Here is a 21254-nt window from a genome sequence, read left to right on the forward strand (position 1 = left end):
TTCCTTCCTTAATCGATAAGACTTGTCAGCCTTGTTTTCCCAACCATTTTAATGGATTTGTTGGGCTGCCTCGATGGCGAATTTCAAAATAAAGGCCGGAAAGGCCTCGAATTCCTTGTTCGCCAGATTGTGCTATTACGTCGCCGGCTTTGACATACTCACCGACATCTCTAAGTAATGATTCATTATTGCCATAAAGAGTCATGTATTGATCACCATGATCAATGATGATTAACAGACCAAACCCTCTTAACCAATCAGCAAAAACAACGCGACCTGCTGCTGTGGCTTTGACATCGTTTCCAGTTGGTGACGCAATGACGATACCTTGCCATTTGAGTTTACCAAGATTTCTCGAGCTACCATAGCGGGCAAGTAATTTTCCATTTACAGGCCATGTTAGTTTACCTGTCAGACGAGGAAAAGGTGTGTTTGGTTTCACAGGTGTTGAATTATTGCCTGGCTTTGCTGCCGGAGCGATCGGCGCTGATTTTTTGCTAAGCGAATCCAGCAGTTGTTGCAGGTTGCGCTCTTCATCTTTCAGCGATGCTAAACGACTATCTTGCGTCGAGATTGTTTTATCCAGCGCAGCCAGTGTGACTTTTCTTTGTTTTGTTTGTTGCTCAAGCTGAGCTTGTTTAGAACGTTGCTGCGTCAGCATGGTTTCTAAAGATTGCTGAGCAAGTAAAACATCCCGTTGCTCATCGTTGAGTTTCACCAACAATTGATGAATATTTTCCAGTTCCTGCTGTCTTGCCTGATGAAAGTAACGAAAATAGGTGCTTCCTCGGCTAAGAGTAGACACATCTTTTTGGTTTAACAGCAGTTCAAGATAACTGGGTTCTGAGTGAATAAAAGCAGAACGTATTTGGCTGTAAAGGGCATCAAGCTGTTGTTTTTGCTCTTTTTCTTTTATACCCATCTTTTGACGTAGTGCTTCAACTTCTTTGTGTTTGCCGTCAATTTGTGTTTCGAGTTTTCGAAGTTGTTTGTTGAGTTCAGAGACTTGTCGGCTTTGCGTTTTTAACTGATCAAATAAAGCCTGTCTATCCGCTTTTTTTTCTGACAGATCGTTATTTAACGATTTTATTTCTTTGCGAACATCATCCAAGCGTGATGCTGAATCTGTTTCAGCATGAACACTGAAACAGATTAGCAAACTTAGACATGCCAGTAATATTCTCAATGTCACTTGAAGGGCTTATTTAGCGATGACTAAGAGTTTTTTGCCCATTTCATCTGGAATGGCGAGTCCCATTAGTGACAACATGGTGGGTGCAATGTCTGATAACGTTCCACCATCTACACACTGAGCCTCACGACCGGCAAATAATAATGGCACAACATTGTTGGTATGTGCTGTGTGAGGCTGGCCGGTTTCATGATTTACCATGCGCTCGGCATTGCCATGATCCGCTGTCACCAGCATTTCACCGCCCACTTTTTCAATAGCTGTCCAAATTTTGGCCAGACTGACATCCAGGGTTTCTATGGCTTTAACGGCGGCGTCAAAATTACCGGTATGGCCTACCATGTCAGCATTGGCGAAGTTACAGATGATGACATCATATTTTTCGTTATTGATTGCTTCGACAAGTTTGTCTGTGACTTCAGGTGCATTCATTTCTGGCTGTTGATCGTAGGTATCCACTTTAGGTGATGGAATCAGAATCCGGTCCTCACCTTCATATGGGGTATCTTGACCACCATTAAAGAAAAAGGTCACATGCGCATATTTTTCGGTTTCTGCAATCCGTAGCTGGGTTTTCCCCTGAGCAGATAAATATTCACCCAGAATGTTGTGTAATTTTTCTGTTGGGAAAGCGATAGGTGCCGTAAAGTCTTTTTTATATTCAGTTAATGTGACGAAGTCAGCCAGCTGAATTTTTCTCGGTAAAACAAAACCGGAAAATTCGGGATTGATGAAACATTCGGTTAATTCACGGGCACGATCAGAACGGAAGTTCATAAAGACAATGCTGTCACCATCATTTACTTTTACCGGTTCGCCAATGGTTGTGGCTTTGACAAACTCATCGGTTTCTTCACGTTCATATGCCGCTCGCAGGGCTTCGATACCGGTTGCTGCCTGATATTGACCTTTGCCTTCAGTGATAAGTTGATAAGCTTCTTCGACACGATTCCAGCGGTTGTCTCTATCCATCGCATAAAAACGACCAATAATTGTCGCCAGCCGGCCTGTTCCTGCTTTTTTGAAGCTTTCTTCTAGTTTCTCAATCGCCGCTTCAGCGCTTTTCGGTGGCGTATCACGTCCATCTAAAAAAGCATGAACATAAACTTGTTTGGCACCTTGTTTAGCTGCCAACTCGACCATGGCGTGAATATGCTGCTCATGACTATGTACCCCGCCATCAGATAATAAACCGAAGATATGTACGGCCCCATCTGTTGTTTTGGCTTTCTCAACGGCGTCAATCAGAACAGTATTATTGAAAAATTCGCCATTTCTAATTGCAAGACTAATTCGTGTGAATTCCTGGTAGACAACCCGGCCAGCACCCAGATTCAAGTGACCCACTTCAGAGTTACCCATCTGATCACCAGGTAAACCGACACCTTCTCCTGATGCATTAATCAGCGTATGTGGATATTTCGCCCACATGCTGTCCCAATTCGGTGTATTTGCCGCAAGAATGGCATTATTTTCTGCTGATTCACTATAGCCCCATCCATCAAAGATGATGAGCGCCAGAGGTCTGTGTGTTTGTGTCATTGATTAGTCCTTAAAACGAAAGGTAGTCGCGCTCTCTGCTGACTATCCCTTGTCTTGTATGTCATTAAGAATTGATGCCGTGTATTATATGGTGTTTTGTGATGAAATACAGTCACGTGTACTGACGGGCAAAATTGTGGCACAAGCTTTAAACATAGATTCTATCGCGATTGATAACGATATCGAGCGTGCTGCATTTGCACTAAAGGCGATGTCTCACCCTTTGCGACTTAAGATTCTCTGCGCGATTGGTGAGAATGAGTTATCCGTTCAGGATATCGTCGAACAGGTCGGCACCACGCAAAGTAACGTATCACAGCATTTGGCTAAGTTACGTGAAAAAGAGATTCTTATGTCTCGCCGTGATGCTAACCGTATTTATTATCGAGTGAATGATGAGCGCACGCTCCGGTTAATTGAGATGATGCGTGAAGTATTCTGTTCTGCAAAAAATTAATCTGATTTTAAGACAGTTTTAAGGGTCGCTATGGAAAATTTGGGTGAGTTCATCGTTAATCATTGGATATTAAGTACAGCATGGATTGTATTAGCGTGGTTAGTTTTTTCTGATGCGATTAATCGTAAACTAACAGGATTACAGCCGTTGGATGCTAACCAGTCAGTCAGACTCGTTAATCAATACAAAGGTAAATTTGTTGATGTCCGGGAAGCGGATGAATTTGAGAAAGAGCATATTGCTGACTCGGTCAATCTTCCGTTATCCAAGTTAGATGAAGAACTTAAAAAGTTAAAAAATAAATCGCAACCATTGGTGATTGTCTGTGCCAGTGGTCAGCGTGCTCGGAATGCCGCGAAAAAGTTAAAATCAAATAACTTTGAAGAAGTTTATGTAATGACCGGCGGCATTAATGCATGGAAAGAGGCTAAATTGCCTCTGTTCAGTTAATCAAAACAAAATGGCAGGGTTATATTGTGGCTAAAGTAATCGTTTATTCTTCTGCTCACTGTCCTTACTGTGTAATGGCAAAACAGTTGCTGGAGCGTAAAGGCGTGAAATACGACGAAATTCGTGTGGATCTGGATCCTTCAAAAAGAGAAGAGATGATGAAAAAAAGCCAGCAAAGAACAGTGCCTCAGATTTTTATCAATAATAAAGCCATAGGTGGCTACACTGATTTAGTCGCAATTGATCGCACTAAAGAATTAGATAGCCTCCTGGCGCAATCTTAAAACAAGAAGGAATAGAGATGGCTGAAGAAAACACAGCAGCAGGTGAAGAACAACAAAAACCACGTTTTGTGATCCAAAAAATTTACACAAAAGATGTGTCTTTTGAATCACCTAACTCACCTGAAATTTTTCGTGAAGAGTGGCGTCCACAACTGGATTTACAGTTAGGTAATGAATATACCCGCATCGACGATGACACACATGAAATCGTGTTATCTGTCACTGTCACAGCGAAGGTCGGTGATAAAACCGCATTTCTGGTCGAAGTAAAACAAGCCGGTATTTTTACTTTAACAGGTTACAGCACTGAAGAAATGGGACCGTTAGTTGGTAGTTACTGCCCGAATACGCTTTTCCCATTTGTCCGAGAAGTCGTTTCTGATTTAGTGACTAAAGGTGGATTCCCGCAACTTGTATTGGCACCAGTCAACTTTGATGCGATGTACCTCCATCAAAAAGAGCAAGTTGAGAGACAAGCTCAAGAAGCAAGATCAAAAACCACGCATTAATATCCAGGAAATGGCGGTGTCAGAACAAGCCAATTTATCACCAACACTAGTGTTGGGAGCTGGAGCATGGGGGACTGCTCTTGCCATGGCTATGGCCAGAAATGGTCATGAAACATGGTTATGGGGAAGAGATAAACAGCATTATTTACAGATGCAAACCTCGCGTGAAAACGCGAAGTATCTGCCTGGGATAGCGTTTCCTGACGCCTTATCGGTAGTGGATGATGTGCACAAAGCCATACAAAGTTGTGGTCATGTGTTGATTTCAGTTCCCAGTAAAGCCTTTGTTGAAAGCTTACAAATGATAAAGCCGATGCTCGCAGCTAAAACGCCGGTGAGCTGGGCAACAAAAGGGTTGGCACCTGATACTGGTGAGCTGCTTTATGATGTGGCTCGTTCAGCCTTGGGAGAAAGTCATCCATTAGCGGTGATCTCCGGTCCTTCCTTTGCCGCAGAAGTTGCTGCTAATTTACCGACAGCATTTACTGTGGCATCGGAAGATGGTGACTTTGCTAAACAACTGGCAGGCCTATTTCATAGCCCAACACTGCGCGTCTATACAACATATGATGTGTTAGGTGTGCAGATTGGCGGCACAGTCAAAAATGTGTTGGCGATTAGTGCGGGTATTTCTGATGGTTTAGGTTATGGAGCCAATGCGCGGGCCGCATTGATTACCCGGGGCATGGCTGAAATAAGACGCTTAGCAGCAGCACTGGGTGCGGAAACTGAAACGCTGTTTGGCTTGTCTGGTATCGGTGATTTGATTTTAACCTGCACTGATGATCAAAGCCGTAATCGCCAATTAGGTTTAGCTATTGGACGCGGACTTAGCGTTGATGATGCTGTTAAGTTCGTTGGTAAAACAGTAGAAGGGATGGATGCTGCACGTGAGGTCATGTTAAGAGCACGTCAGGCTGATATTGAAATGCCCATTGTGGAGCAAGTATGCAAAATTTTGTTTGAGGGGTACGATCCACGGGAATCCGTTCAGGCATTATTATGCAGAGAACAAAAAGCAGAACTCACACCTCCCGTTAATTAAACGGGTTAACTAAAACGAGGAAGAATCTATGCGAGGCATTGTGAAGTACAGCACGGCAGTGACCGTTGCTTTAGCCCTGAGCCTGGGGCTGAGTGGTTGTGGTAACCCACTGAAAAAGTCTGATGATGTAGAAATCTCTACACAGGGAAAAACCTTATTTGAAACAGGTTTGCAGTACGTCAAAATTGTTGATCGTGATGTTCCGGGTGTGGCAAATGATCACCCATATTCTATCTCTCCAGACACGATGCGTACGGTTTTAGAATCTCTCTACGTGAACGAAAAAGTCTTGTTTAATCAGCGTCAAAATCCGCTGTTTTCACCAGCAGAGTTACAGATTCTGAGTAATGGCTTAGCGAATGGTTTAGGCCGTGCTCAGCCAAATGAAGATGTGACATTTGTTACATTGGGTGTGCATCAGGGCATGATTGCTAAAGAGCGTCAAAGTGATAGTGGCCGTGTTTTCATGAGCGGTGGTCGCTTGAACATTATCTTCGGTTTATTACATGAAGATTATCGTGACAAAGACCAATACACCGGCCAGGAAATTGATCGTCGTGTTAATCCATTACTGCCAGGTAGCAGAAAGACTGATTCAGAACCTGCGGTAAGAGTCGCTCTGGATAATGGTATGTCATACCACATTGACCCTGAAACAGGTAAAGAAAGAACAGACTGGATTGAGATTGATATTCCTACAGTCCTACAAACCGTTGCAGAGCGTCAAGCTGATTCAAAAGATGCGCTTATCAGCCCTGAGCTGAAAGAAGATATTGCACGTAACAAGCAAGAAACCAGTAATCTTCGTGATGATATGGCAAATATCAAAGAAGTCTTGTTTGATATGAGCGAAAAAATGGATAAATTACAAAAAGAACTGGAAGCGTTGAAGAAATAATTCCAGCAGTTTATTCCTACTTTAAAGGGGCTTTATGCCCCTTTTTTGTGTCTGTCGTTTAGAGTTGATAACGTCGGTCATTTAACGAAAGGCGTGGTAATAACTCAAGGTTTCTAGTCAGACTTAATACTTTAAATTGTTGGCCCATCTGGCTTGGCATTAATAACTGCTTTAACCCCGCACTTTGCTGTAACCAGTCAGCGGCGGGCATATCGTTGTGAGAGGCTGCGGCGATATCGGTAATGCCGCCTGCTATTAAAAAATCGCTTTGCTCATGGAAGCCGGCCACATCCAATCCTTGTTCGACAGCAATATCAGCGAGTGTCGTAAATTCTGTGTGAGCGGTGATGTCTTGCAAACCTGGTAATAGGAATGGGTCATCATTCAACTGGTGGCGGAAATAGCAGCATAAGGTCCCCTGCTTTCTTTCATCACTATAAAAGGTATCAAAGTTATAGCCATAATCGATGATAAAAAACGCGCCTCGAGTGAGTGACTGAGCAACCGTTCGTAACCATTGCTGTGTGGCTAAGTGGATTTCGGTTTCGTAACTATCTGTTGAAATAAGCGTTTGTATGCGGGCGCCCTGCTGCTTGAGCTCGTCATCAGTCACAGGCTTATCTAGCCAGACAAAATCATCGTCAGTGATAGCTATATGGCGTTCGTATAGCCGATGACTTTTTATATTAATGAGGTTAACTGGCATGGCATCACATACTTCATTAGCCAGGATAACGCCTTCAAACTGTTCGGGTAATTTGTCTAACCAAACAAAGCGATCTATAAGCTTAGGTAAATGTAGCTGAATGTGTTGCTGTTGGCGCTGACGCAAGTCGGCACTGATTTCCAGAATGTAATAAACCTCAGCCAGCTCATGGCTTTTTTCCAGAGAAGTCATAATATCTATGGCAAGTTGACCACTGCCGGCACCAAATTCAAGGATGTGTTTTTGTGTGTTTTGAGCAAAGACATCAATGATATGGCTGGCGATGCTGTAACCAAAAAAAGGACTGATTTCAGGAGCTGTGGTGAAGTCGCCCTGCTCGCCAAGTTTATGGCTGCCAGCACTGTAATAACCATAACCAGGTGTGTATAGGCAGGCATGCATATACCGAGCAAAACTTATTGAGCCACCTTCAGATCGGATTTGTTTTTTGATCAATTCTTTTAAAGCATCACTGTGTTGTTGCGCTTCAGGCAAAACAGCAGATAATGTGTCTCTATTATTCATCATTGAGGAGTAGCAATTGCAACAGGTTGTATTGGTGACAGGTACCAGTCGTCGAGTCGGTCTGCATATGGCTAAGCGATTCCATGAACAAGGTTGTAATGTGTTAGCACATTACCGTACTGAGACCGAGGGTGTCCAAGAAATGCGTGAAATGGGCATTAATACCATTCAGGCAGACTTTAATTCCAAAGAGGCTATCATGGCCTTTATTGAGGATTGCCAACAACGCTGTGAATCAATAAAAGCGATTATTCATAATGCCTCTTCATTTTCGCCCACAGATGATGATCTAGAAAAAGCCGCTCAACAGTATGAGCAATTTTTTTACGTACATATGATGGCGCCGTTTCTTATCAACGAAGGCTTAAAAAATAAGTTACAGGGTGAAATTGATAAGCCGGCGGATATTGTTCATATCACTGATATCAACGTTGAGAATCCAACGCCGCGGTTTGATATTTACGGCACAACTAAGGCCGGTTTGCACAATATGATGCTGGTACTAGCCAAAAAATATGCCCCAGAAATAAAGGTCAATGCTGTTGCTCCCGGCCCGGTCCTATTTACTGAATCACATTCTGATGAAGTTCGTCAGCAGATGATGTCTGAGACACCATTAGCACGTGAAGGTGGTGCAGAACCCGTTTTCCTGGCCGTCAAAAGCTTATTAGATAATCCTTTCCTGACGGGCGTATCAATTGCGGTGGATGGTGGTCGCCGACTCTCCAAACGATAATTGCCCGACTTGAATATTGGTGCCGGTTTGTATTTGATGGGTAAGCGGTTTATCACTTAAAAATACAAACAATTCATCGATTAAGGGATAGAGAAAGTATTCATCTGTCACTTCCCGAGCGGGCGTATTCAAGTCTTCCGGAATAGTAAGAGAACACAGAATATCCAGATCTGCCGGTCGATCTTTGTGTTTACGGGCAGGATCTTCCCGATCACGACCTAGCTTCATCTCTATTGTGTTACAGATATCTTTCAGATTTTGTTGTGGCATATCTGTTTCAATAAAAGCGACAGCGTTGAGGAAATAATGCTGGCTATTCATTCCTACCGGTGGAATATGCAAAATCCGGCTGATATCAAAACTCTTAAACTCTTTTAACAGCATGGTTATCATGCTTGAAAAATTTTCAAACGGCTCGATATTGCAGCCCAGGCCAAGCAAATAGCCATTTCTCTTGTTACTCATTATTTGCTACGTTCAATCACAATTCGGGCAGTATTTTGGCCATGTAATGCCACGGGTTTACTCAGCGTCAGTTTCACTTTAGGGATAGAAAACTCGGTGAGTAACATCTTGGTAAGATCTTCAGCCAAGGTTTCAATCAATTGATAATCACTGGCTTTAACGAAGTTAACAATTTTCTGGGCGATAGCACCATAATCGAGGGTGTTATTAATATCGTCTGTTTCCGCAGCTTTGCGTATATCCCAGTCCATTTCAAGATCAAACGTCAGGGTCTGTTGCGTGTGTCTTTCCCAGTCGTAAATACCAATAATGGTGTCGATTTTAAGGTCGTTTAGAAAAATTTTATCCATGTCTCGATCTGTCAAAGGGTGGCAATCATTGATGAGCGACCTATAATGTCGCAACGTTTTTAAAAGGTAGCATCATATCATGCTTGAGACTAATGCCTTACCCGTCGTTTTATTGGTGGTAGCTTATCTTTTTGGTTCATTATCCAGTGCGATAATTTTATGTAAATTGGCAGGCTTACCTGATCCGAGAACACAGGGGTCAGGCAACCCTGGTGCCACCAATGTGCTACGTTTTGGTGGTAAAAAGCTAGCAGCGATAGTCTTACTGTTTGATGTGTTAAAAGGTGTTATTCCTGTGGCGGTTGCTCATGCAATCGGTCTTGACATGGTCTGGGTAGCTGCTACCGCATTTGCTGCCTTTTTGGGACATTTATTTCCCTTATTCTTTCAATTTAAGGGTGGTAAAGGTGTTGCCACAGCTTTGGGTGGTTTTATTGCCTTGTCCCCTACTCTGGCTGCTGCAGGTTTAGCGACGTGGTTAATCATCTTTGCTGCGACACGAATATCGTCGCTATCTGCTCTTGTCGCCGCGGCATTAACGCCGGTCTATAGCTTGTGGCTGATTGACAGTGTTAATGCACGTTGGATTATCTTGCTGACAGCACTGCTTTTGATTGCTCGCCATCATGGCAATATCCGCCGTTTGCTCGCTAAAGAAGAATCTAAATCTGGTTAGTTTTATGGTGGGCTGAGTTCATTGAGCGGCCAGCGAGGTCTGACAGTAAAACTTGGCACATCTTGATGTTTCATTGCTTGGTGGCGCATGGCACCAGCAAAGGCGATCATAGCGCCATTATCACTGCAAAATGCCTGTCGCGGATAAAAAACCTCAACACCTTTCATTGCATCTAATTTATTGCGCAAGGCTTTATTCGCACTCACACCACCGGCGACTACTAAGCGTTTATGCCCTGTCCGTTTCAGTGCTCTTTTGCATTTGATAGCGAGTGTTTCTACGACAGCGGTCTGGAATGCCAACGCAATATCCGCTTTGTCCTGATCAGTTTGTTCGGTGTCGAGCCAGGTGTTCATCGCAAATGTTTTTAAGCCACTAAAACTAAAGTCCAGGCCTGGACGGTTAGTCATTGGACGTGGGAAAACAAAGCGATCAGCAATACCCTGCTCGGCCTTGGCTGCCAGATAAGGACCACCGGGATAATCCATACCTAGTAGTTTCGCTGTTTTATCAAACGCCTCACCAACAGCGTCATCTATGGATTCACCTAGTAACTCATACTGTCCTACTCCTTTTACATCCACTAATAGGGTATGGCCACCAGACACAAGTAGTGAAACAAAGGGAAACTCGGGCGCCGGTTCTTCCAATAATGGCGATAATAAGTGGCCTTCCATATGATTTATCGCTAAAGCAGGAATATCCAGTGCCCATGCCAGACTGCGGCCAATAGCCGCACCGACTAATAATGCACCCGCTAAACCCGGTCCTGCTGTATAGGCGATGGCATCAATATCTTTTGTCGTTAATGCTGTATCGGCGAGTACTTCTTCAATAAGCGGTAATGTTTTACGGATATGATCTCTCGAAGCCAGTTCTGGAACGACACCGCCATATTCAGCGTGCATAGCAATCTGACTAAATAATCGGTGAGCCAGCAAGCCTTTTTCAGTGTCGTATACAGCGACACCCGTTTCGTCACATGAAGATTCAATACCTAAAACACGCATTTTTTTCCTAAGCTTTTGCATTAATAACCGGACTATTATGCCCTTTTTTATAAATAAAGTGATTTAACTGTTTGCTTTCTGGTGAATATTTCGTACAATTAGGGGTTTCCATACAAGAATTGTTTAGGGAGTTTTTTGAATGCCTGCAGTAAGAGTAAAAGAGAACGAACCATTTGACGTAGCTCTGCGTCGTTTTAAACGTGCATGTGAAAAAGCTGGCACAGTTGCTGAAGCCCGTGCTCGTGAAGCTTATGAAAAACCAACAACTGTACGTAAACGTGCTGCAGCAGCTGCCGTAAAACGTCACCAGAAGAAACTGTCTCGCGAAAACGCAAGCCGTATCCGTCTTTACTAAAATCGCTATTCAGAGACAAGTCTAATATCATGCCTGCAGAAGCCAGCCCGTTAAAAGTTACTATTCAAGACAGCATCAAAGATGCGATGCGCGCAAAAGACAAAGAACGTCTTTCAGTGCTGCGTCAGATTTCAGCTGCCATTAAGCAAGTTGAAGTAGATAACAGGGTTGACCTGTCTGACGACGATATCGTTGTTATCCTCACAAAAATGATTAAACAACGTCGTGAAGCATTGGAACAATATGAAAATGCTTCTCGTGCAGACTTAGCTGATATTGAAAAGGCTGAACTCGTCGTCATTGAAGAGTTCATGCCGGAACAACTTTCTGAAGAAGAAATTGCTCAAGCTATTCAGGCAGCGATTGAAGAAGCCGGCGCAAGTAGTATTAAAGACATGGGCGCAGTCATGAATGTGTTGCGACCAAAAATTCAAGGCCGTGCAGATATGGCCGCAGTCAGTGGACAAGTTAAATCAGCGTTGAGCAATTAAAACAGCCACGCTGCCGTATCTCGCAAAGATATGGTTAATATTTACAGTAAATTTCAGCCATAATAACTAATATGGCTGGTCAAATACCCCCACAATTCATTGATGAGCTTCTCGCCCGGGTGGATATCGTTGATATCATCGATACCCGGGTAGCTCTGAAGAAAGCAGGCAAGAATTTGCATGCCTGCTGTCCTTTTCACAATGAAAAAACACCTTCATTTACAGTAAGTCCGGATAAGCAGTTCTATCACTGCTTTGGTTGTGGTGCCCATGGCACAGCGATAGGATTTCTGATGGAATATGATCAGTTAAGCTTTCCTGAAGCTATTCAGGAACTGGCTGATCAGGTTGGCATGACCGTTCCTACTACACAAAATGTTTCACAGTCACCTCAACAGAAAAACCTCTATGACTTGATGGATAAAGTGAGTCAGTTTTATGTCCACCAGTTGCAAACCCATCCTGAAAGACAGATATTTGTGGACTACTTGAAGTCCAGAGGGCTTTCCAAAAACACGATTGAGACATTTGGCATCGGTATGGCGCCAGATGGTTGGGATAATGTTCTGAAGACATTTGGATCGTCTCAAACATTAGTAAAACAACTTCTGGATGCGGGTCTGTTGATCAAAAATGATGCTGGGCGGACTTATGACCGTTTCCGTCATCGTATTATGTTCCCGATTCGGGATAGACGAGGGCGTGTAATTGGCTTTGGTGGCAGGGTGTTAGATGATTCAACACCAAAGTATCTTAATTCACCTGAAACACCTATTTTCCATAAAGGCACGGAGTTATACGGGCTATATCAAGCAAAAAAACAAAATCGTAAACTTGAACGCATCCTGATTGTGGAAGGTTATATGGATGTCATTGCATTAGCTGAACATGGCATAAGTAACGCTGTAGCGACATTAGGGACTTCTACAACGCCAGATCACCTGCGACAGCTATTACGTACTGCTCCCGAAGTTGTTTTTTGCTTTGATGGTGACCGTGCGGGTAGGGAAGCAGCCTGGCGAGCAGCAGAAAATGCACTTCCCATGTTAGGAGGCAATCAGCAACTTAAGTTCATGTTCCTCCCTGATGGGGAAGACCCGGACAGTATGGTACGAAGACATGGTGCTGAGGCCTTTGAGTCAGAGGTATTACATTCACAAAATTATTCTGATTTTTTCTTTGCCTGGTTAACAGAGAAAGTCGATCTGGGATCTATGGATGGGCGAGCACGCCTTGTCGAAGTGGTAAAGCCCTATCTGAAACAAGTGCCGGCTGGAGTATATAGAGATATGCTTGAGCAACGCCTGGCAGAGCTAAGTAAAACCAATATGGCCACGCTAAATCGTCATATTGAGAAACCAGTAGCGAAACAGCAACGTCAAGCAAAGAAACAGACCATGGCGACAATGACACCGCTGAGATTAGCGATCAGTATTTTGTTGCAGTATCCGATTCTGGCGCGTGAGATAGATGAAACAACATCAATTAGTTCATTGCAGCTGCCTGGTGTGAATATTCTCAAAGAATTGCTTGAAACTCTTCACCAGCACCCCCATCTAACTACTGCGGCGATTCTAGAACGTTGGCGTGACAGGGAAAATGGTGCGCATCTTCAGAAATTAGCGCTGCAAAGTTTAAGTTTATCGGCTGATGAACTGAAGTATGAGTTGCTCGGTATTTTTTCGCAACTACAAAAACAGGCAAAGCAACAACGACGAATTTATCTCGAGTCTAAGCCACTCAGTGAGTTAACTGAGGCTGAAAAAGCAGAATTACGCTTATCTCAGAGCTAAATGTTTATGTTAATTTGATGCAATAAATTTGTCATTTCAGTATAATGAAGTGTTCACGTCTATATAGCGTCACAGGGTTAAAGGGGCTGCATGAAAGATCAACAATCACGCGTTAAGGAACTGATCGCCTTAGGTAAAGAACGTGGTTATCTCACCTATGGTGAGATTAATGATCATCTTCCGGAAGATTTGGTAGATGCTGATCAGGTCGAAGATATTGTCAGCATGTTCAGTGACCTCGGTATTATGGTCCATGAAGATGGCATGGATACCGATGAAATGGAGCGTCTTGCTGAAGCGGTTTCGTCAAATGACGAAGTTTCAGATGAAGAAGCTGCCGCTGTTCTAGCAAGCTCTGATGGCGAATTCGGTCGAACTACTGATCCAGTACGTATGTATATGCGTGAAATGGGTTCGGTAGAACTGTTGACCCGCGAAGGCGAAATTGTCATTGCGAAACGTATTGAAGCAGGTTTGCGTGAAAGCTTGATGATGCTTTCGACATACCCTGCCTGTATTTCATCATTTCTAGAGTTATATGACGCTGTTGAAGCGGGTGAGATGCGTTTGAACGAGCTGATAAAAGGCTTTGTTTCTGCAGAAGAGCTTGTGGAAGAACAGGACGATCTCAGCGATACAGATGATGACTCAGATGATGATTCTGATAGCGATTCAGATGATGACGATGACGATACTGTAGACAATGTCAGTGATGACGATGACTCAGGCGAAATCGATCCTGAAGAAGCACGTGTCCGCTTTGAAGCATTAAAAGAAAGTTTTAATGCTTACTTGAAAGCAGAAGGTGAAGAAGCTGAGGCTGCCCGCGAACAAGCTAGTGCACAATTTATGGAGTTTAAACTCACTCCAAAAACATTGGTTTACCTCAATGATCTGATGAGCGAAACAGTCAGCGAAATCCGTAATCAAGAAAGAATTATTATGGATATCGTGGTTGAACAAGCCCGAATGAATCGTCGTGACTTTATCGATTCATTCCAAGGTAATGAAAGTAATGTCAATTGGGCAGATAAGCATATCCGCGCTAAAAAGCATTACTCTTCTACCATCAAGAAACATCATGATGAAATTATTGCTGCACAGTCAGTTCTGGCTGAGGTTGCAGAAAGCCGTGGCATGTCAATTTCTGAAATAAAAGAAATTTCACGCCAAATGTCGATTGCAGAGGCTAAAGCTCGTCGTGCGAAGAAAGAAATGGTCGAGGCGAATTTACGTCTGGTTATTTCTATTGCGAAAAAATATACAAACCGTGGCTTGCAGTTCCTGGATTTGATTCAGGAAGGTAATATTGGTCTGATGAAAGCCGTTGATAAATTTGAATATCAACGTGGTTATAAATTCTCAACCTATGCAACCTGGTGGATTCGTCAGGCGATCACTCGCTCAATTGCGGATCAGGCTCGCACCATTCGTATTCCAGTTCATATGATTGAGACCATCAATAAACTGAACCGTGTTGCTCGCCAAATGCTGCAAGAAATGGGGCGTGAACCGACTCCAGATGAGTTGGCAGAACGCGTTGACATGCCTGAAGATAAAGTACGAAAAGTACTGAAAATCTCCAAAGAGCCAATTTCGATGGAAACACCGATTGGTGATGATGAAGATTCACATTTAGGTGATTTTGTTGAAGATGTGAACGTGATTTCGCCTTCAGATTCTGCGATAATAGAAGGCTTGCGTGAAGCGACTCAAGGCGTTTTAAACGGTCTGACAGAAAGAGAAGCGAAAGTATTACGTATGCGTTTTGGTATTGATATGAATACTGATCATACGCTGGAAGAAGTCGGTAAACAGTTTGATGTAACACGTGAACGTATACGTCAGATTGAAGCGAAAGCATTACGTAAACTTCGTCATCCTTCACGCTCTGATCAATTACGAAGCTTCCTGGATTCAGAAGGTTCGTAAGCCAGTCAAAAGGGCCTATAGCTCAGTTGGTTAGAGCAGTGGACTCATAATCCATTGGTCCTAGGTTCAAGTCCTAGTGGGCCCACCAATTAAATCAAAGCCTTAGCATCAATTATGATGTTAAGGCTTTTTTGTTTGAATGATATGTAGACACAATGTAGACACATGGTGATTCACTCAATAAAAGTATAAAATCTCTAACTCTAACTTGTTAATTCATAGTTAAATGACTTAAGGTTACGAAATGGCCGCATACCAAAGAGCAAATATCAATCCAGAAATCCTTAAATGGGCTATGGTAAGAGCTCGTGTAACCACTGGAGTCTTAGCAAGAAAACTAGGTGTAAATGATGCGCATGCGTTGCAGTGGGAACAAGGAGAGTCTCAACCAACTGTCAATCAAGCTAAAAAGATATCAAATGTACTCAGAATTCCCTATGGATTCTTTTATCTTCCACAGCCTCCTCATGAAGAATTTCCATTACCTGATCTCAGAACTTTAGGTAGTTTAGATGCTGGCCCTCCTAGTGTTGACCTAATCGAGATTGTAAGAGAGGCAATCCAAAGAAAAGATTGGTATGAAGACTATCTTGTAGAGCATGGTGCACAAGAACTGGAATTTATCGGTAAATACAGTCTACAAGATAATGTAAGTGAAGTTGTAAATGATATAAGGCAAACATTAAATGTACCTATCCCATCTTCTGGCACATGGGATAGCTACTATACAACGTTAGTTAAAGCAATCGAAAATATTGGTGTCCTAGTAATGAGGACAGGTATTGTAGCCGGAAATACTCATAGGCAGTTGAAGGTCAGTGAATTTAGAGGTTTTGCTATATCAAGTAAAATTGCACCACTAATTTTTATAAATTCTGCTGATGCAGCAACAGCCAGACTATTTACTTTAATCCATGAATTAGCTCATTTATGGATTAATAGCTCTGGAGTTTCCAATATTTCAGATCATTATGTTCACCCTGAAGAAACCTTTTGCAATAGTGTTGCAGGTGAATTTTTGGTACCAGAAGCAGAGTTCATAAGTCAGTGGAATGATAACGAACCTCATACCTTAAATTACGCAAGATTAGCTACAAACTTTCATGTGAGTAAACTAGTAATTGCAAAGAGAGCATTAGACCAAGGCTATATAAGTGATGACGAATATAAGACTTATTATGAGACAGAGTTATATAGCTTCCAGAACTCAAGCTCAAGTGGTGGTAATTATTACACCACTACCGGAGCTAAAAATAGTAGAAAATTTTCTGAAGCTGTAATAACGGAAGCACTCAGAGGCTCATTACTTTTAAGAGATGCAGGTAGACTTTTAGGAGTAGCTCCTAACAGAATAAAGAGATACGCAGAGGAAATCGGAATATGAAGTATTTAATGGACTCAAATACGTTTATTGAAGCAAAAACCGATATTACAGTATGAAAGTATGCCCTGGATTTTGGAGTTGGTTAGAAAATAATAACCAAACTGAAAAAGTTCTGAGTATTGATTACATAAGAGATGAATTATCAAAAGGTAACGATGAGTTTACTGACTGGGCAGAAGATAATAAAGGTTTTTTTCTGAGCTGTGATGATATTGATACACAGACAAGGTATGCAGAGGTAGCAGCATATGCAAGTACCTTAAATATGAATGCGGGTGCATTGGATGAATTTCTTGGTATTGCCGATTCATGGTTAATTGCAAAAGCATTAACACTCGAAGATGCTGTAATAGTTACTCATGAAAAAAAAGATCCAAATATTAAGAGAAAAATATTAATTCCTAATGTTTGTGAACATTTTGGACAGAAATATATTAATACTTTTGAGCTATTAGAATCTTGTGAAGCAAAATTTATTTTAGCTGCTTAAACTTCATTTTTCCGTATAGTTATTGACAGAACTCCAAGCGGCCTGTTCATAAGGCTACACTGATTCTTCTCTTTTTTATCTTCCAGTCTAGATTTCTACTAATAACAGCATGTTGCTCATCGGTAACTCTGAATATATGCTCAATGATTGGGTCACCAGATTTTCTTTGATCCACTACTCCATGTTAAATATCGTTAGGACGACTAAATAATCATAAATAATTCACACAATATTGATTATCGTCATTTTTAAGTTAGATGCAGTTGTGAAGCCAATAAACTGTTGGCACAGTATGAATTTTATATTTCTTGAATGAGAGTGCTTATGAATGATGATTTAGGCTTGTCGGATATAAGAACAAGCTATCAAAAGGGTTCTCTTGAAGAGTTGAAAATTGCAGATGAGCCTATAAGCCAGTTCAGAGCGTGGTTAGCTGAGGCCATAGACAAAGGCATAAATGAAGCTAATGCGATGACGCTAGCTACTGTTGACGAGCAGGGGCGACCATCAAGTCGACCTGTTTTGATAAAAGGGTTTGATGAGAAAGGTATTGTTTGGTTTACCAATTATCAGAGCAGAAAGGGTCAACATTTGGCTGTAAATCCATATGCTTCATTACAGTTTTTCTGGCCTGAGTTAGAACGTGTTATCCGAATTGAGGGAAAGGTTGAGAAACTGGAAGACGCTGATTCGGATAGTTATTACGCATCAAGGCCACTCACTCATCGGATTGGTGCATGGGCGTCACCACAAAGTCAGGTGATTGATAGTCGAAAAGTAATTGTAGAACAAGCATCTAAATATGCTTTGAAGTATGGTTTAACACCGCCGCGGCCTGAACATTGGGGTGGTTACAGACTTGTACCGGATTATTGGGAGTTTTGGCAGGGAAGGCTAAGTCGTTTACATGATCGCATTTCGTATAGCCTCAGCTCTGAGCATCAGTGGGTAAAACACCGCCTGGCACCATAAAGATAATCGAAAAATGTGAGCTAACGCATACTTTAGAATGTTTATATTTAACTTTTTTGATTGGTTGACGTTAGCATGGTTGTGAGGTGATTGGTTTCAGTTCTCACGTTTATTGCTCCTTCTAATTTTAGTTAAGCTAGGTTTTTTTACCTAGCTTTTTTTTGCTCAAAAAAAAGCCCCGATTAAGGGGCTGAGAGTAAAAAATAGGATGGAACCATTAATAATCTTTATGTTTTGCTGCAGAGTCTTCTATAGCATCACCAGCTGATTCAACGTCTTTGCCAACACCTTCCATCGTATTGCAGGCTGATAAAAATAATGTCAGTGTTAAAGGGATTAATAAAGCTACAAGTTTCATCATGACCTCCTAGTGTTATTGTTTAGTGGGTTTATTCAATCTGGTCCAGTCTGGATAAGTATCAAGATATGTTCTATCAAATCCTGATAGATCAATTAAGCCATCCAGATTGTTAATTTCTATTTGTCCGTTTTTATTATCTATTAAACCTAAGTCACGTAAGTATTTGAATGTTCGACTAACATGAACAGATGCAATACCCAGCGTATCACCAATAATGCTCTGATTCATAGGTAAATGAAACTCACATGCTCGCTGGTGTAATCTAACCTTCATTTCAACAATAAAATGTGCCAGACGCTCAGCAGCATTTCGTCTACCTATATTGACTATTCTTTCAATCAGCATCGCTTGTTCTCTTGCCATGATCAGAAAGAATAAATCAGTGAGTCTTGGCGACTTTTCAAAAATCTCTGTCAGCCTTTGTTTAGGGAATGGACATGCTTCTATTGGTGTCAAAGCTCTGAATTCAGTCAAAGAATGACTAAGACCAATTTCCCTTAAGCCTATGATCTGACCCGGTAGAAAAATATCAAGAATTTGTCGTTGACCATCTGCCATGGTCTTAATAGCACAAGCCCAACCAGATCTCAGGGTATAAAAACGATCACTGTACTCGCCTGCAAACGTTAGTCTCTCACCAGAGTCAAACTTGCGAGCATCCCTTTCAAGAGCTGCAAGAAGATTTACTTCTGACTCTGATAATTCGACCATTTTTTCAAATTGACGAACAATACAACTATCCGTATCGCTGATAACAGATTCCATGAAGACTCGCTTAAATAATGTCAATCAAAGAGACTTTCTTGAATGAGTAATCACCGATTAAGAATGTCCGTATTTGGGGAGAATATACGCCTACATGGGAGGACGTCTACCCGTGATGAAGAAAATGAGAGCGAGCACTAAACCGATGACAAAAAGTATCCAAGCAATATGGGTTGCAGTACCTGCAACACCGCTTAAACCCAGTGCACCAGCAATAATACCGATGATTAAAAACGTCAATGCCCAACTTAACATATCTATCTTCCTTTATAGTGAATGGGAATGAATACGATATGTGTATTTCATTGCCTCGTCTTTAACATATGTTAAGGCGATAGGGATAAATCAACGATAGCTTAGATAAGAAAGTGAGAAACAATGAGTATTTCCGATATATACTTTTTTGCTTATAGATCGCTTTTAATGTCACTATGACAGAACAAATGTAGCAAAACGTTTGTCAGCATAATGGTGTAGAGAATATTTTATTCAACCCAAATCAAAATGGAGATGTAAGTATGAAATCAATGAGTCAATCAAAATCTTTTCCAATGATCTGCCGAGCATTACTTATTATGTTTGCTTTCACTGGAGTTGGGTTACTTGCAGCCTGTGACAGCGATGATGGTCCAGCAGAAAAAATGGGTGAAAAAATTGATAACACGGTCGAAGATGCCGGTAATGCAATTGATAATGCTGCAGACGATGCTGGTGATGCTATTGAAGATTCAGCTGATAAAGCTGAAGATGCAATGGATAAATAGTTGCCACGGAAAATAGTCTCGACGATAGATTCAAACTAATCAATAGGAGATAAACATGGCTACACAAACAACTAATCAAGAATTACAAGAACAGCTGGATGCATTACGTAAAGATTTTGCAGAGGTCGCCAGCACATTAAAAAGCCTGACATCAGAATATGCACAGCAAGGCCAAGATAAAGTTAAGGCTGCTGCTCAGCAAGCCCAACAGCAAGCGAAGGAGTCTTTCGCTCGAGCACAGGGTGAAGTTGAGGCGCATCCATATACCAGTATGGCCGTTGCTTTTGGTATTGGTCTGGTCATTGGTAAAGTATTGGATAGAAAATAACCGTATCCAATCTAACTGAGAAGAAGGTAACGATGAGTCTGTTTTCAAGAATACAAATCACCACATTAGCTTATGCTCTGGCTATTATTATGGGCTTGTTCGCTTTTGGTTTTGCTGGTGTTGCAGGCTACACGGCTCTCAACGATTTTTTTGAACCGCAGCTGGCTGCTCTGTTGACAGCCATTGCTTACCTTCTACTGGCGTTACTGATTTTAGCTGTAGCAAAGATATTGAATCGGCCAGCAGAAAAGGCTTCTTTGCGTTACAGAGAGGGGCAAACGAGCAGTACTCAACAAGCCGATGAATTACAAATGATTCTGGAAAAACTTTCTGATCCGGTGCTTGCGGATTTAATTAAAAAACATCCAGGAAAGTCTTTGGCGACGACATTGGCTGCTGGTGTGATATTTGGCTACAGTCAAGAAGCTAGAACGATCGTCAAGTCCGCTTTTAAGCAGTATTTTGATGAAACGTAATTTCTAAGCTAGGTAGTTTAGTAAAAAAAGCCTCAATTTATTGAGGCTTTTTTATTAATATCCTTTGTTATCACTGGCACTTTTTTCCAGAGCGTCACCTGCTGCTCCGACATCTTTGCCAATACCTTCCATCGTGTTACAACCACTCAGAAATAAGACAAAACAAATAGATAGTAAAACGGCGAAAGGTTTCATAAATGCTCCTGGATTTTTATCAGGGCATAAAATTACCACAACTATAAAAAAATAGAGAACCCTTTTCTTGACGATACTGTCACGCTGGTCACAGTACTGTATT

At 41.9% G+C, this 21254-nt stretch carries 27 protein-coding genes, 1 tRNA gene and 1 pseudogene; 19 read left to right on the forward strand and 10 right to left on the reverse strand.

Going from position 1 to position 21254, the window contains the following annotated elements; genetic code table 11:
* Nucleotides 1–25: 25 nt before the first annotated feature.
* The gene (locus tag BM232_RS04540; protein ID WP_091711995.1) at nt 26–1192 is read right to left on the reverse strand and encodes a murein hydrolase activator EnvC family protein; all 1167 of its coding nucleotides are present in this window, start codon (nt 1190–1192) and stop codon (nt 26–28) included.
* Between the two features lie 9 nt (nt 1193–1201).
* Entirely contained in the window at nt 1202–2734 is a 1533-nt protein-coding gene (gene gpmI / locus BM232_RS04545) for a 2,3-bisphosphoglycerate-independent phosphoglycerate mutase (RefSeq protein WP_091711996.1), read from the reverse strand.
* Between the two features lie 88 nt (nt 2735–2822).
* Between gpmI and BM232_RS04550 the strand changes: the two genes are divergently transcribed.
* From BM232_RS04550 to BM232_RS04575, 6 genes are read left to right on the forward strand one after another with little or no spacing between them, the layout of a single operon-like run.
* Nucleotides 2823–3191 (forward strand): ArsR/SmtB family transcription factor, encoded by a 369-nt coding sequence (locus BM232_RS04550; RefSeq protein WP_091712079.1) that lies wholly within the window; start codon nt 2823–2825, stop codon nt 3189–3191.
* 30 nt (nt 3192–3221) lie between these two features.
* Entirely contained in the window at nt 3222–3641 is a 420-nt protein-coding gene (locus BM232_RS04555; protein ID WP_091711997.1) for a rhodanese-like domain-containing protein, read from the forward strand.
* Nucleotides 3642–3667: 26 nt separating this feature from the next.
* Complete coding sequence (gene grxC, locus BM232_RS04560) at nt 3668–3925, forward strand: glutaredoxin 3 (RefSeq protein ID WP_040576134.1); 258 nt, start codon at nt 3668–3670, stop codon at nt 3923–3925.
* Nucleotides 3926–3942: 17 nt separating this feature from the next.
* Nucleotides 3943–4434, forward strand: coding sequence for a protein-export chaperone SecB (gene secB / locus BM232_RS04565; RefSeq protein WP_091711998.1), 492 nt, complete (start codon nt 3943–3945; stop codon nt 4432–4434).
* A complete protein-coding gene (locus BM232_RS04570; RefSeq protein ID WP_245752812.1) occupies nt 4391–5479 on the forward strand; it encodes an NAD(P)H-dependent glycerol-3-phosphate dehydrogenase in 1089 nt (362 codons plus the stop codon). Before secB ends, BM232_RS04570 begins: the two co-directional genes overlap by 44 nt.
* A 28-nt stretch (nt 5480–5507) precedes the next feature.
* A complete protein-coding gene (locus BM232_RS04575; protein WP_091712000.1) occupies nt 5508–6377 on the forward strand; it encodes a hypothetical protein in 870 nt (289 codons plus the stop codon).
* 58 nt (nt 6378–6435) lie between these two features.
* On the opposite strand, the gene BM232_RS04580 is transcribed toward BM232_RS04575, so the two are convergent.
* Nucleotides 6436–7611: a class I SAM-dependent methyltransferase gene (locus tag BM232_RS04580; RefSeq protein ID WP_245752813.1), complete on the reverse strand. Its 1176-nt coding sequence runs from the start codon at nt 7609–7611 to the stop codon at nt 6436–6438.
* Between the two features lie 13 nt (nt 7612–7624).
* On the opposite strand from BM232_RS04580, the gene BM232_RS04585 reads away from it, so the two are divergent.
* The gene (locus BM232_RS04585) at nt 7625–8344 is read left to right on the forward strand and encodes an SDR family oxidoreductase (protein ID WP_091712001.1); all 720 of its coding nucleotides are present in this window, start codon (nt 7625–7627) and stop codon (nt 8342–8344) included.
* On the opposite strand, the gene folK is transcribed toward BM232_RS04585, so the two are convergent.
* Together folK and folB are read right to left on the reverse strand one after the other, a co-directional pair.
* Entirely contained in the window at nt 8303–8809 is a 507-nt protein-coding gene (gene folK, locus BM232_RS04590) for a 2-amino-4-hydroxy-6-hydroxymethyldihydropteridine diphosphokinase (protein WP_091712002.1), read from the reverse strand. The genes BM232_RS04585 and folK overlap by 42 nt on opposite strands.
* Complete coding sequence (gene folB, locus BM232_RS04595; protein WP_091712003.1) at nt 8809–9159, reverse strand: dihydroneopterin aldolase; 351 nt, start codon at nt 9157–9159, stop codon at nt 8809–8811. Before folB ends, folK begins: the two co-directional genes overlap by 1 nt.
* Before the next feature lie 79 nt (nt 9160–9238).
* On the opposite strand from folB, the gene plsY reads away from it, so the two are divergent.
* Nucleotides 9239–9835: a glycerol-3-phosphate 1-O-acyltransferase PlsY gene (gene plsY, locus BM232_RS04600; RefSeq protein ID WP_091712004.1), complete on the forward strand. Its 597-nt coding sequence runs from the start codon at nt 9239–9241 to the stop codon at nt 9833–9835.
* 2 nt (nt 9836–9837) lie between these two features.
* Here plsY and tsaD read toward each other — a convergent pair whose 3' ends face one another.
* A complete protein-coding gene (gene tsaD, locus BM232_RS04605; RefSeq protein ID WP_091712005.1) occupies nt 9838–10845 on the reverse strand; it encodes a tRNA (adenosine(37)-N6)-threonylcarbamoyltransferase complex transferase subunit TsaD in 1008 nt (335 codons plus the stop codon).
* A gap of 139 nt (nt 10846–10984) precedes the next feature.
* Between tsaD and rpsU the strand changes: the two genes are divergently transcribed.
* From rpsU to pdxH, 8 genes and pseudogenes are all read left to right on the forward strand, one after another.
* The gene (gene rpsU, locus BM232_RS04610; RefSeq protein WP_007144284.1) at nt 10985–11200 is read left to right on the forward strand and encodes a 30S ribosomal protein S21; all 216 of its coding nucleotides are present in this window, start codon (nt 10985–10987) and stop codon (nt 11198–11200) included.
* A 29-nt stretch (nt 11201–11229) separates the two neighbouring features.
* Entirely contained in the window at nt 11230–11691 is a 462-nt protein-coding gene (locus tag BM232_RS04615) for a GatB/YqeY domain-containing protein (protein WP_091712006.1), read from the forward strand.
* A gap of 71 nt (nt 11692–11762) precedes the next feature.
* Nucleotides 11763–13484 carry a DNA primase gene (dnaG, locus tag BM232_RS04620; protein ID WP_091712007.1) on the forward strand — a complete coding sequence of 574 codons (1722 nt, stop codon included), beginning with the start codon at nt 11763–11765 and terminating at the stop codon, nt 13482–13484.
* A gap of 90 nt (nt 13485–13574) precedes the next feature.
* Nucleotides 13575–15416, forward strand: a complete 1842-nt coding sequence (rpoD, locus tag BM232_RS04625) for an RNA polymerase sigma factor RpoD (protein WP_091712008.1) — start codon at nt 13575–13577, stop codon at nt 15414–15416.
* A gap of 11 nt (nt 15417–15427) precedes the next feature.
* Nucleotides 15428–15504: transfer RNA gene (locus tag BM232_RS04630), tRNA-Ile, on the forward strand.
* A gap of 156 nt (nt 15505–15660) precedes the next feature.
* Nucleotides 15661–16800, forward strand: coding sequence for an XRE family transcriptional regulator (locus tag BM232_RS04635; protein ID WP_091712009.1), 1140 nt, complete (start codon nt 15661–15663; stop codon nt 16798–16800).
* A 46-nt stretch (nt 16801–16846) separates the two neighbouring features.
* Nucleotides 16847–17290 (forward strand): annotated as a pseudogene (locus tag BM232_RS04640) (DUF4411 family protein); the annotation flags it as partial.
* A 324-nt stretch (nt 17291–17614) separates the two neighbouring features.
* Nucleotides 17615–18262, forward strand: a complete 648-nt coding sequence (gene pdxH / locus BM232_RS04645; RefSeq protein ID WP_091712010.1) for a pyridoxamine 5'-phosphate oxidase — start codon at nt 17615–17617, stop codon at nt 18260–18262.
* Between the two features lie 217 nt (nt 18263–18479).
* Here pdxH and BM232_RS04650 read toward each other — a convergent pair whose 3' ends face one another.
* The 3 genes from BM232_RS04650 to BM232_RS04660 all read right to left on the reverse strand — a co-directional run bounded on the left by BM232_RS04650 (nt 18480) and on the right by BM232_RS04660 (nt 19643).
* On the reverse strand, nt 18480–18623 hold the full coding sequence (locus BM232_RS04650; protein WP_342708124.1) for an entericidin A/B family lipoprotein: 144 nt from the start codon (nt 18621–18623) through the stop codon (nt 18480–18482).
* A 12-nt stretch (nt 18624–18635) separates the two neighbouring features.
* The gene (locus BM232_RS04655; RefSeq protein ID WP_091712012.1) at nt 18636–19388 is read right to left on the reverse strand and encodes a Crp/Fnr family transcriptional regulator; all 753 of its coding nucleotides are present in this window, start codon (nt 19386–19388) and stop codon (nt 18636–18638) included.
* Between the two features lie 90 nt (nt 19389–19478).
* Nucleotides 19479–19643, reverse strand: a complete 165-nt coding sequence (locus tag BM232_RS04660; RefSeq protein ID WP_091712013.1) for a DUF1328 domain-containing protein — start codon at nt 19641–19643, stop codon at nt 19479–19481.
* A 263-nt stretch (nt 19644–19906) separates the two neighbouring features.
* On the opposite strand from BM232_RS04660, the gene BM232_RS04665 reads away from it, so the two are divergent.
* Genes BM232_RS04665 through BM232_RS04675 form a run of 3 tightly spaced genes read left to right on the forward strand, consistent with a single transcriptional unit; the run spans nt 19907 to nt 20956 of the window.
* Complete coding sequence (locus BM232_RS04665) at nt 19907–20152, forward strand: hypothetical protein (protein ID WP_177207248.1); 246 nt, start codon at nt 19907–19909, stop codon at nt 20150–20152.
* Nucleotides 20153–20207: 55 nt separating this feature from the next.
* Nucleotides 20208–20480: an ElaB/YgaM/YqjD family protein gene (locus tag BM232_RS04670; RefSeq protein ID WP_091712014.1), complete on the forward strand. Its 273-nt coding sequence runs from the start codon at nt 20208–20210 to the stop codon at nt 20478–20480.
* A 32-nt stretch (nt 20481–20512) separates the two neighbouring features.
* The gene (locus BM232_RS04675) at nt 20513–20956 is read left to right on the forward strand and encodes a hypothetical protein (protein WP_091712015.1); all 444 of its coding nucleotides are present in this window, start codon (nt 20513–20515) and stop codon (nt 20954–20956) included.
* 54 nt (nt 20957–21010) lie between these two features.
* Here BM232_RS04675 and BM232_RS04680 read toward each other — a convergent pair whose 3' ends face one another.
* Entirely contained in the window at nt 21011–21151 is a 141-nt protein-coding gene (locus BM232_RS04680; RefSeq protein ID WP_091712016.1) for an entericidin A/B family lipoprotein, read from the reverse strand.
* Between the last annotated feature and the right edge of the window lie 103 nt (nt 21152–21254).

It is taken from the genome of Methylophaga sulfidovorans, assembly GCF_900114205.1.
In the GTDB taxonomy this organism is placed as follows: domain Bacteria; phylum Pseudomonadota; class Gammaproteobacteria; order Nitrosococcales; family Methylophagaceae; genus Methylophaga; species Methylophaga sulfidovorans.

Bases quoted from the DNA above. Each gene is read 5' to 3' on its own strand.
- gpmI (WP_091711996.1), bottom strand. From the start codon at position 2,734: ATGACACAAACACACAGACCTCTGGCGCTCATCATCTTTGATGGATGG.
- BM232_RS04550 (WP_091712079.1), top strand. From the start codon at position 2,823: ATGGTGTTTTGTGATGAAATACAGTCACGTGTACTGACGGGCAAAATT.
- BM232_RS04555 (WP_091711997.1), top strand. From the start codon at position 3,222: ATGGAAAATTTGGGTGAGTTCATCGTTAATCATTGGATATTAAGTACA.
- secB (WP_091711998.1), top strand. From the start codon at position 3,943: ATGGCTGAAGAAAACACAGCAGCAGGTGAAGAACAACAAAAACCACGT.
- BM232_RS04575 (WP_091712000.1), top strand. From the start codon at position 5,508: ATGCGAGGCATTGTGAAGTACAGCACGGCAGTGACCGTTGCTTTAGCC.
- BM232_RS04580 (WP_245752813.1), bottom strand. From the start codon at position 7,611: ATGATGAATAATAGAGACACATTATCTGCTGTTTTGCCTGAAGCGCAA.
- folK (WP_091712002.1), bottom strand. From the start codon at position 8,809: ATGAGTAACAAGAGAAATGGCTATTTGCTTGGCCTGGGCTGCAATATC.
- folB (WP_091712003.1), bottom strand. From the start codon at position 9,159: ATGGATAAAATTTTTCTAAACGACCTTAAAATCGACACCATTATTGGT.
- plsY (WP_091712004.1), top strand. From the start codon at position 9,239: ATGCTTGAGACTAATGCCTTACCCGTCGTTTTATTGGTGGTAGCTTAT.
- tsaD (WP_091712005.1), bottom strand. From the start codon at position 10,845: ATGCGTGTTTTAGGTATTGAATCTTCATGTGACGAAACGGGTGTCGCT.
- rpsU (WP_007144284.1), top strand. From the start codon at position 10,985: ATGCCTGCAGTAAGAGTAAAAGAGAACGAACCATTTGACGTAGCTCTG.
- BM232_RS04615 (WP_091712006.1), top strand. From the start codon at position 11,230: ATGCCTGCAGAAGCCAGCCCGTTAAAAGTTACTATTCAAGACAGCATC.
- dnaG (WP_091712007.1), top strand. From the start codon at position 11,763: ATGGCTGGTCAAATACCCCCACAATTCATTGATGAGCTTCTCGCCCGG.
- rpoD (WP_091712008.1), top strand. From the start codon at position 13,575: ATGAAAGATCAACAATCACGCGTTAAGGAACTGATCGCCTTAGGTAAA.
- BM232_RS04635 (WP_091712009.1), top strand. From the start codon at position 15,661: ATGGCCGCATACCAAAGAGCAAATATCAATCCAGAAATCCTTAAATGG.
- pdxH (WP_091712010.1), top strand. From the start codon at position 17,615: ATGAATGATGATTTAGGCTTGTCGGATATAAGAACAAGCTATCAAAAG.
- BM232_RS04650 (WP_342708124.1), bottom strand. From the start codon at position 18,623: ATGATGAAACTTGTAGCTTTATTAATCCCTTTAACACTGACATTATTT.
- BM232_RS04655 (WP_091712012.1), bottom strand. From the start codon at position 19,388: ATGGAATCTGTTATCAGCGATACGGATAGTTGTATTGTTCGTCAATTT.
- BM232_RS04660 (WP_091712013.1), bottom strand. From the start codon at position 19,643: ATGTTAAGTTGGGCATTGACGTTTTTAATCATCGGTATTATTGCTGGT.
- BM232_RS04665 (WP_177207248.1), top strand. From the start codon at position 19,907: ATGAAATCAATGAGTCAATCAAAATCTTTTCCAATGATCTGCCGAGCA.
- BM232_RS04670 (WP_091712014.1), top strand. From the start codon at position 20,208: ATGGCTACACAAACAACTAATCAAGAATTACAAGAACAGCTGGATGCA.
- BM232_RS04675 (WP_091712015.1), top strand. From the start codon at position 20,513: ATGAGTCTGTTTTCAAGAATACAAATCACCACATTAGCTTATGCTCTG.
- BM232_RS04680 (WP_091712016.1), bottom strand. From the start codon at position 21,151: ATGAAACCTTTCGCCGTTTTACTATCTATTTGTTTTGTCTTATTTCTG.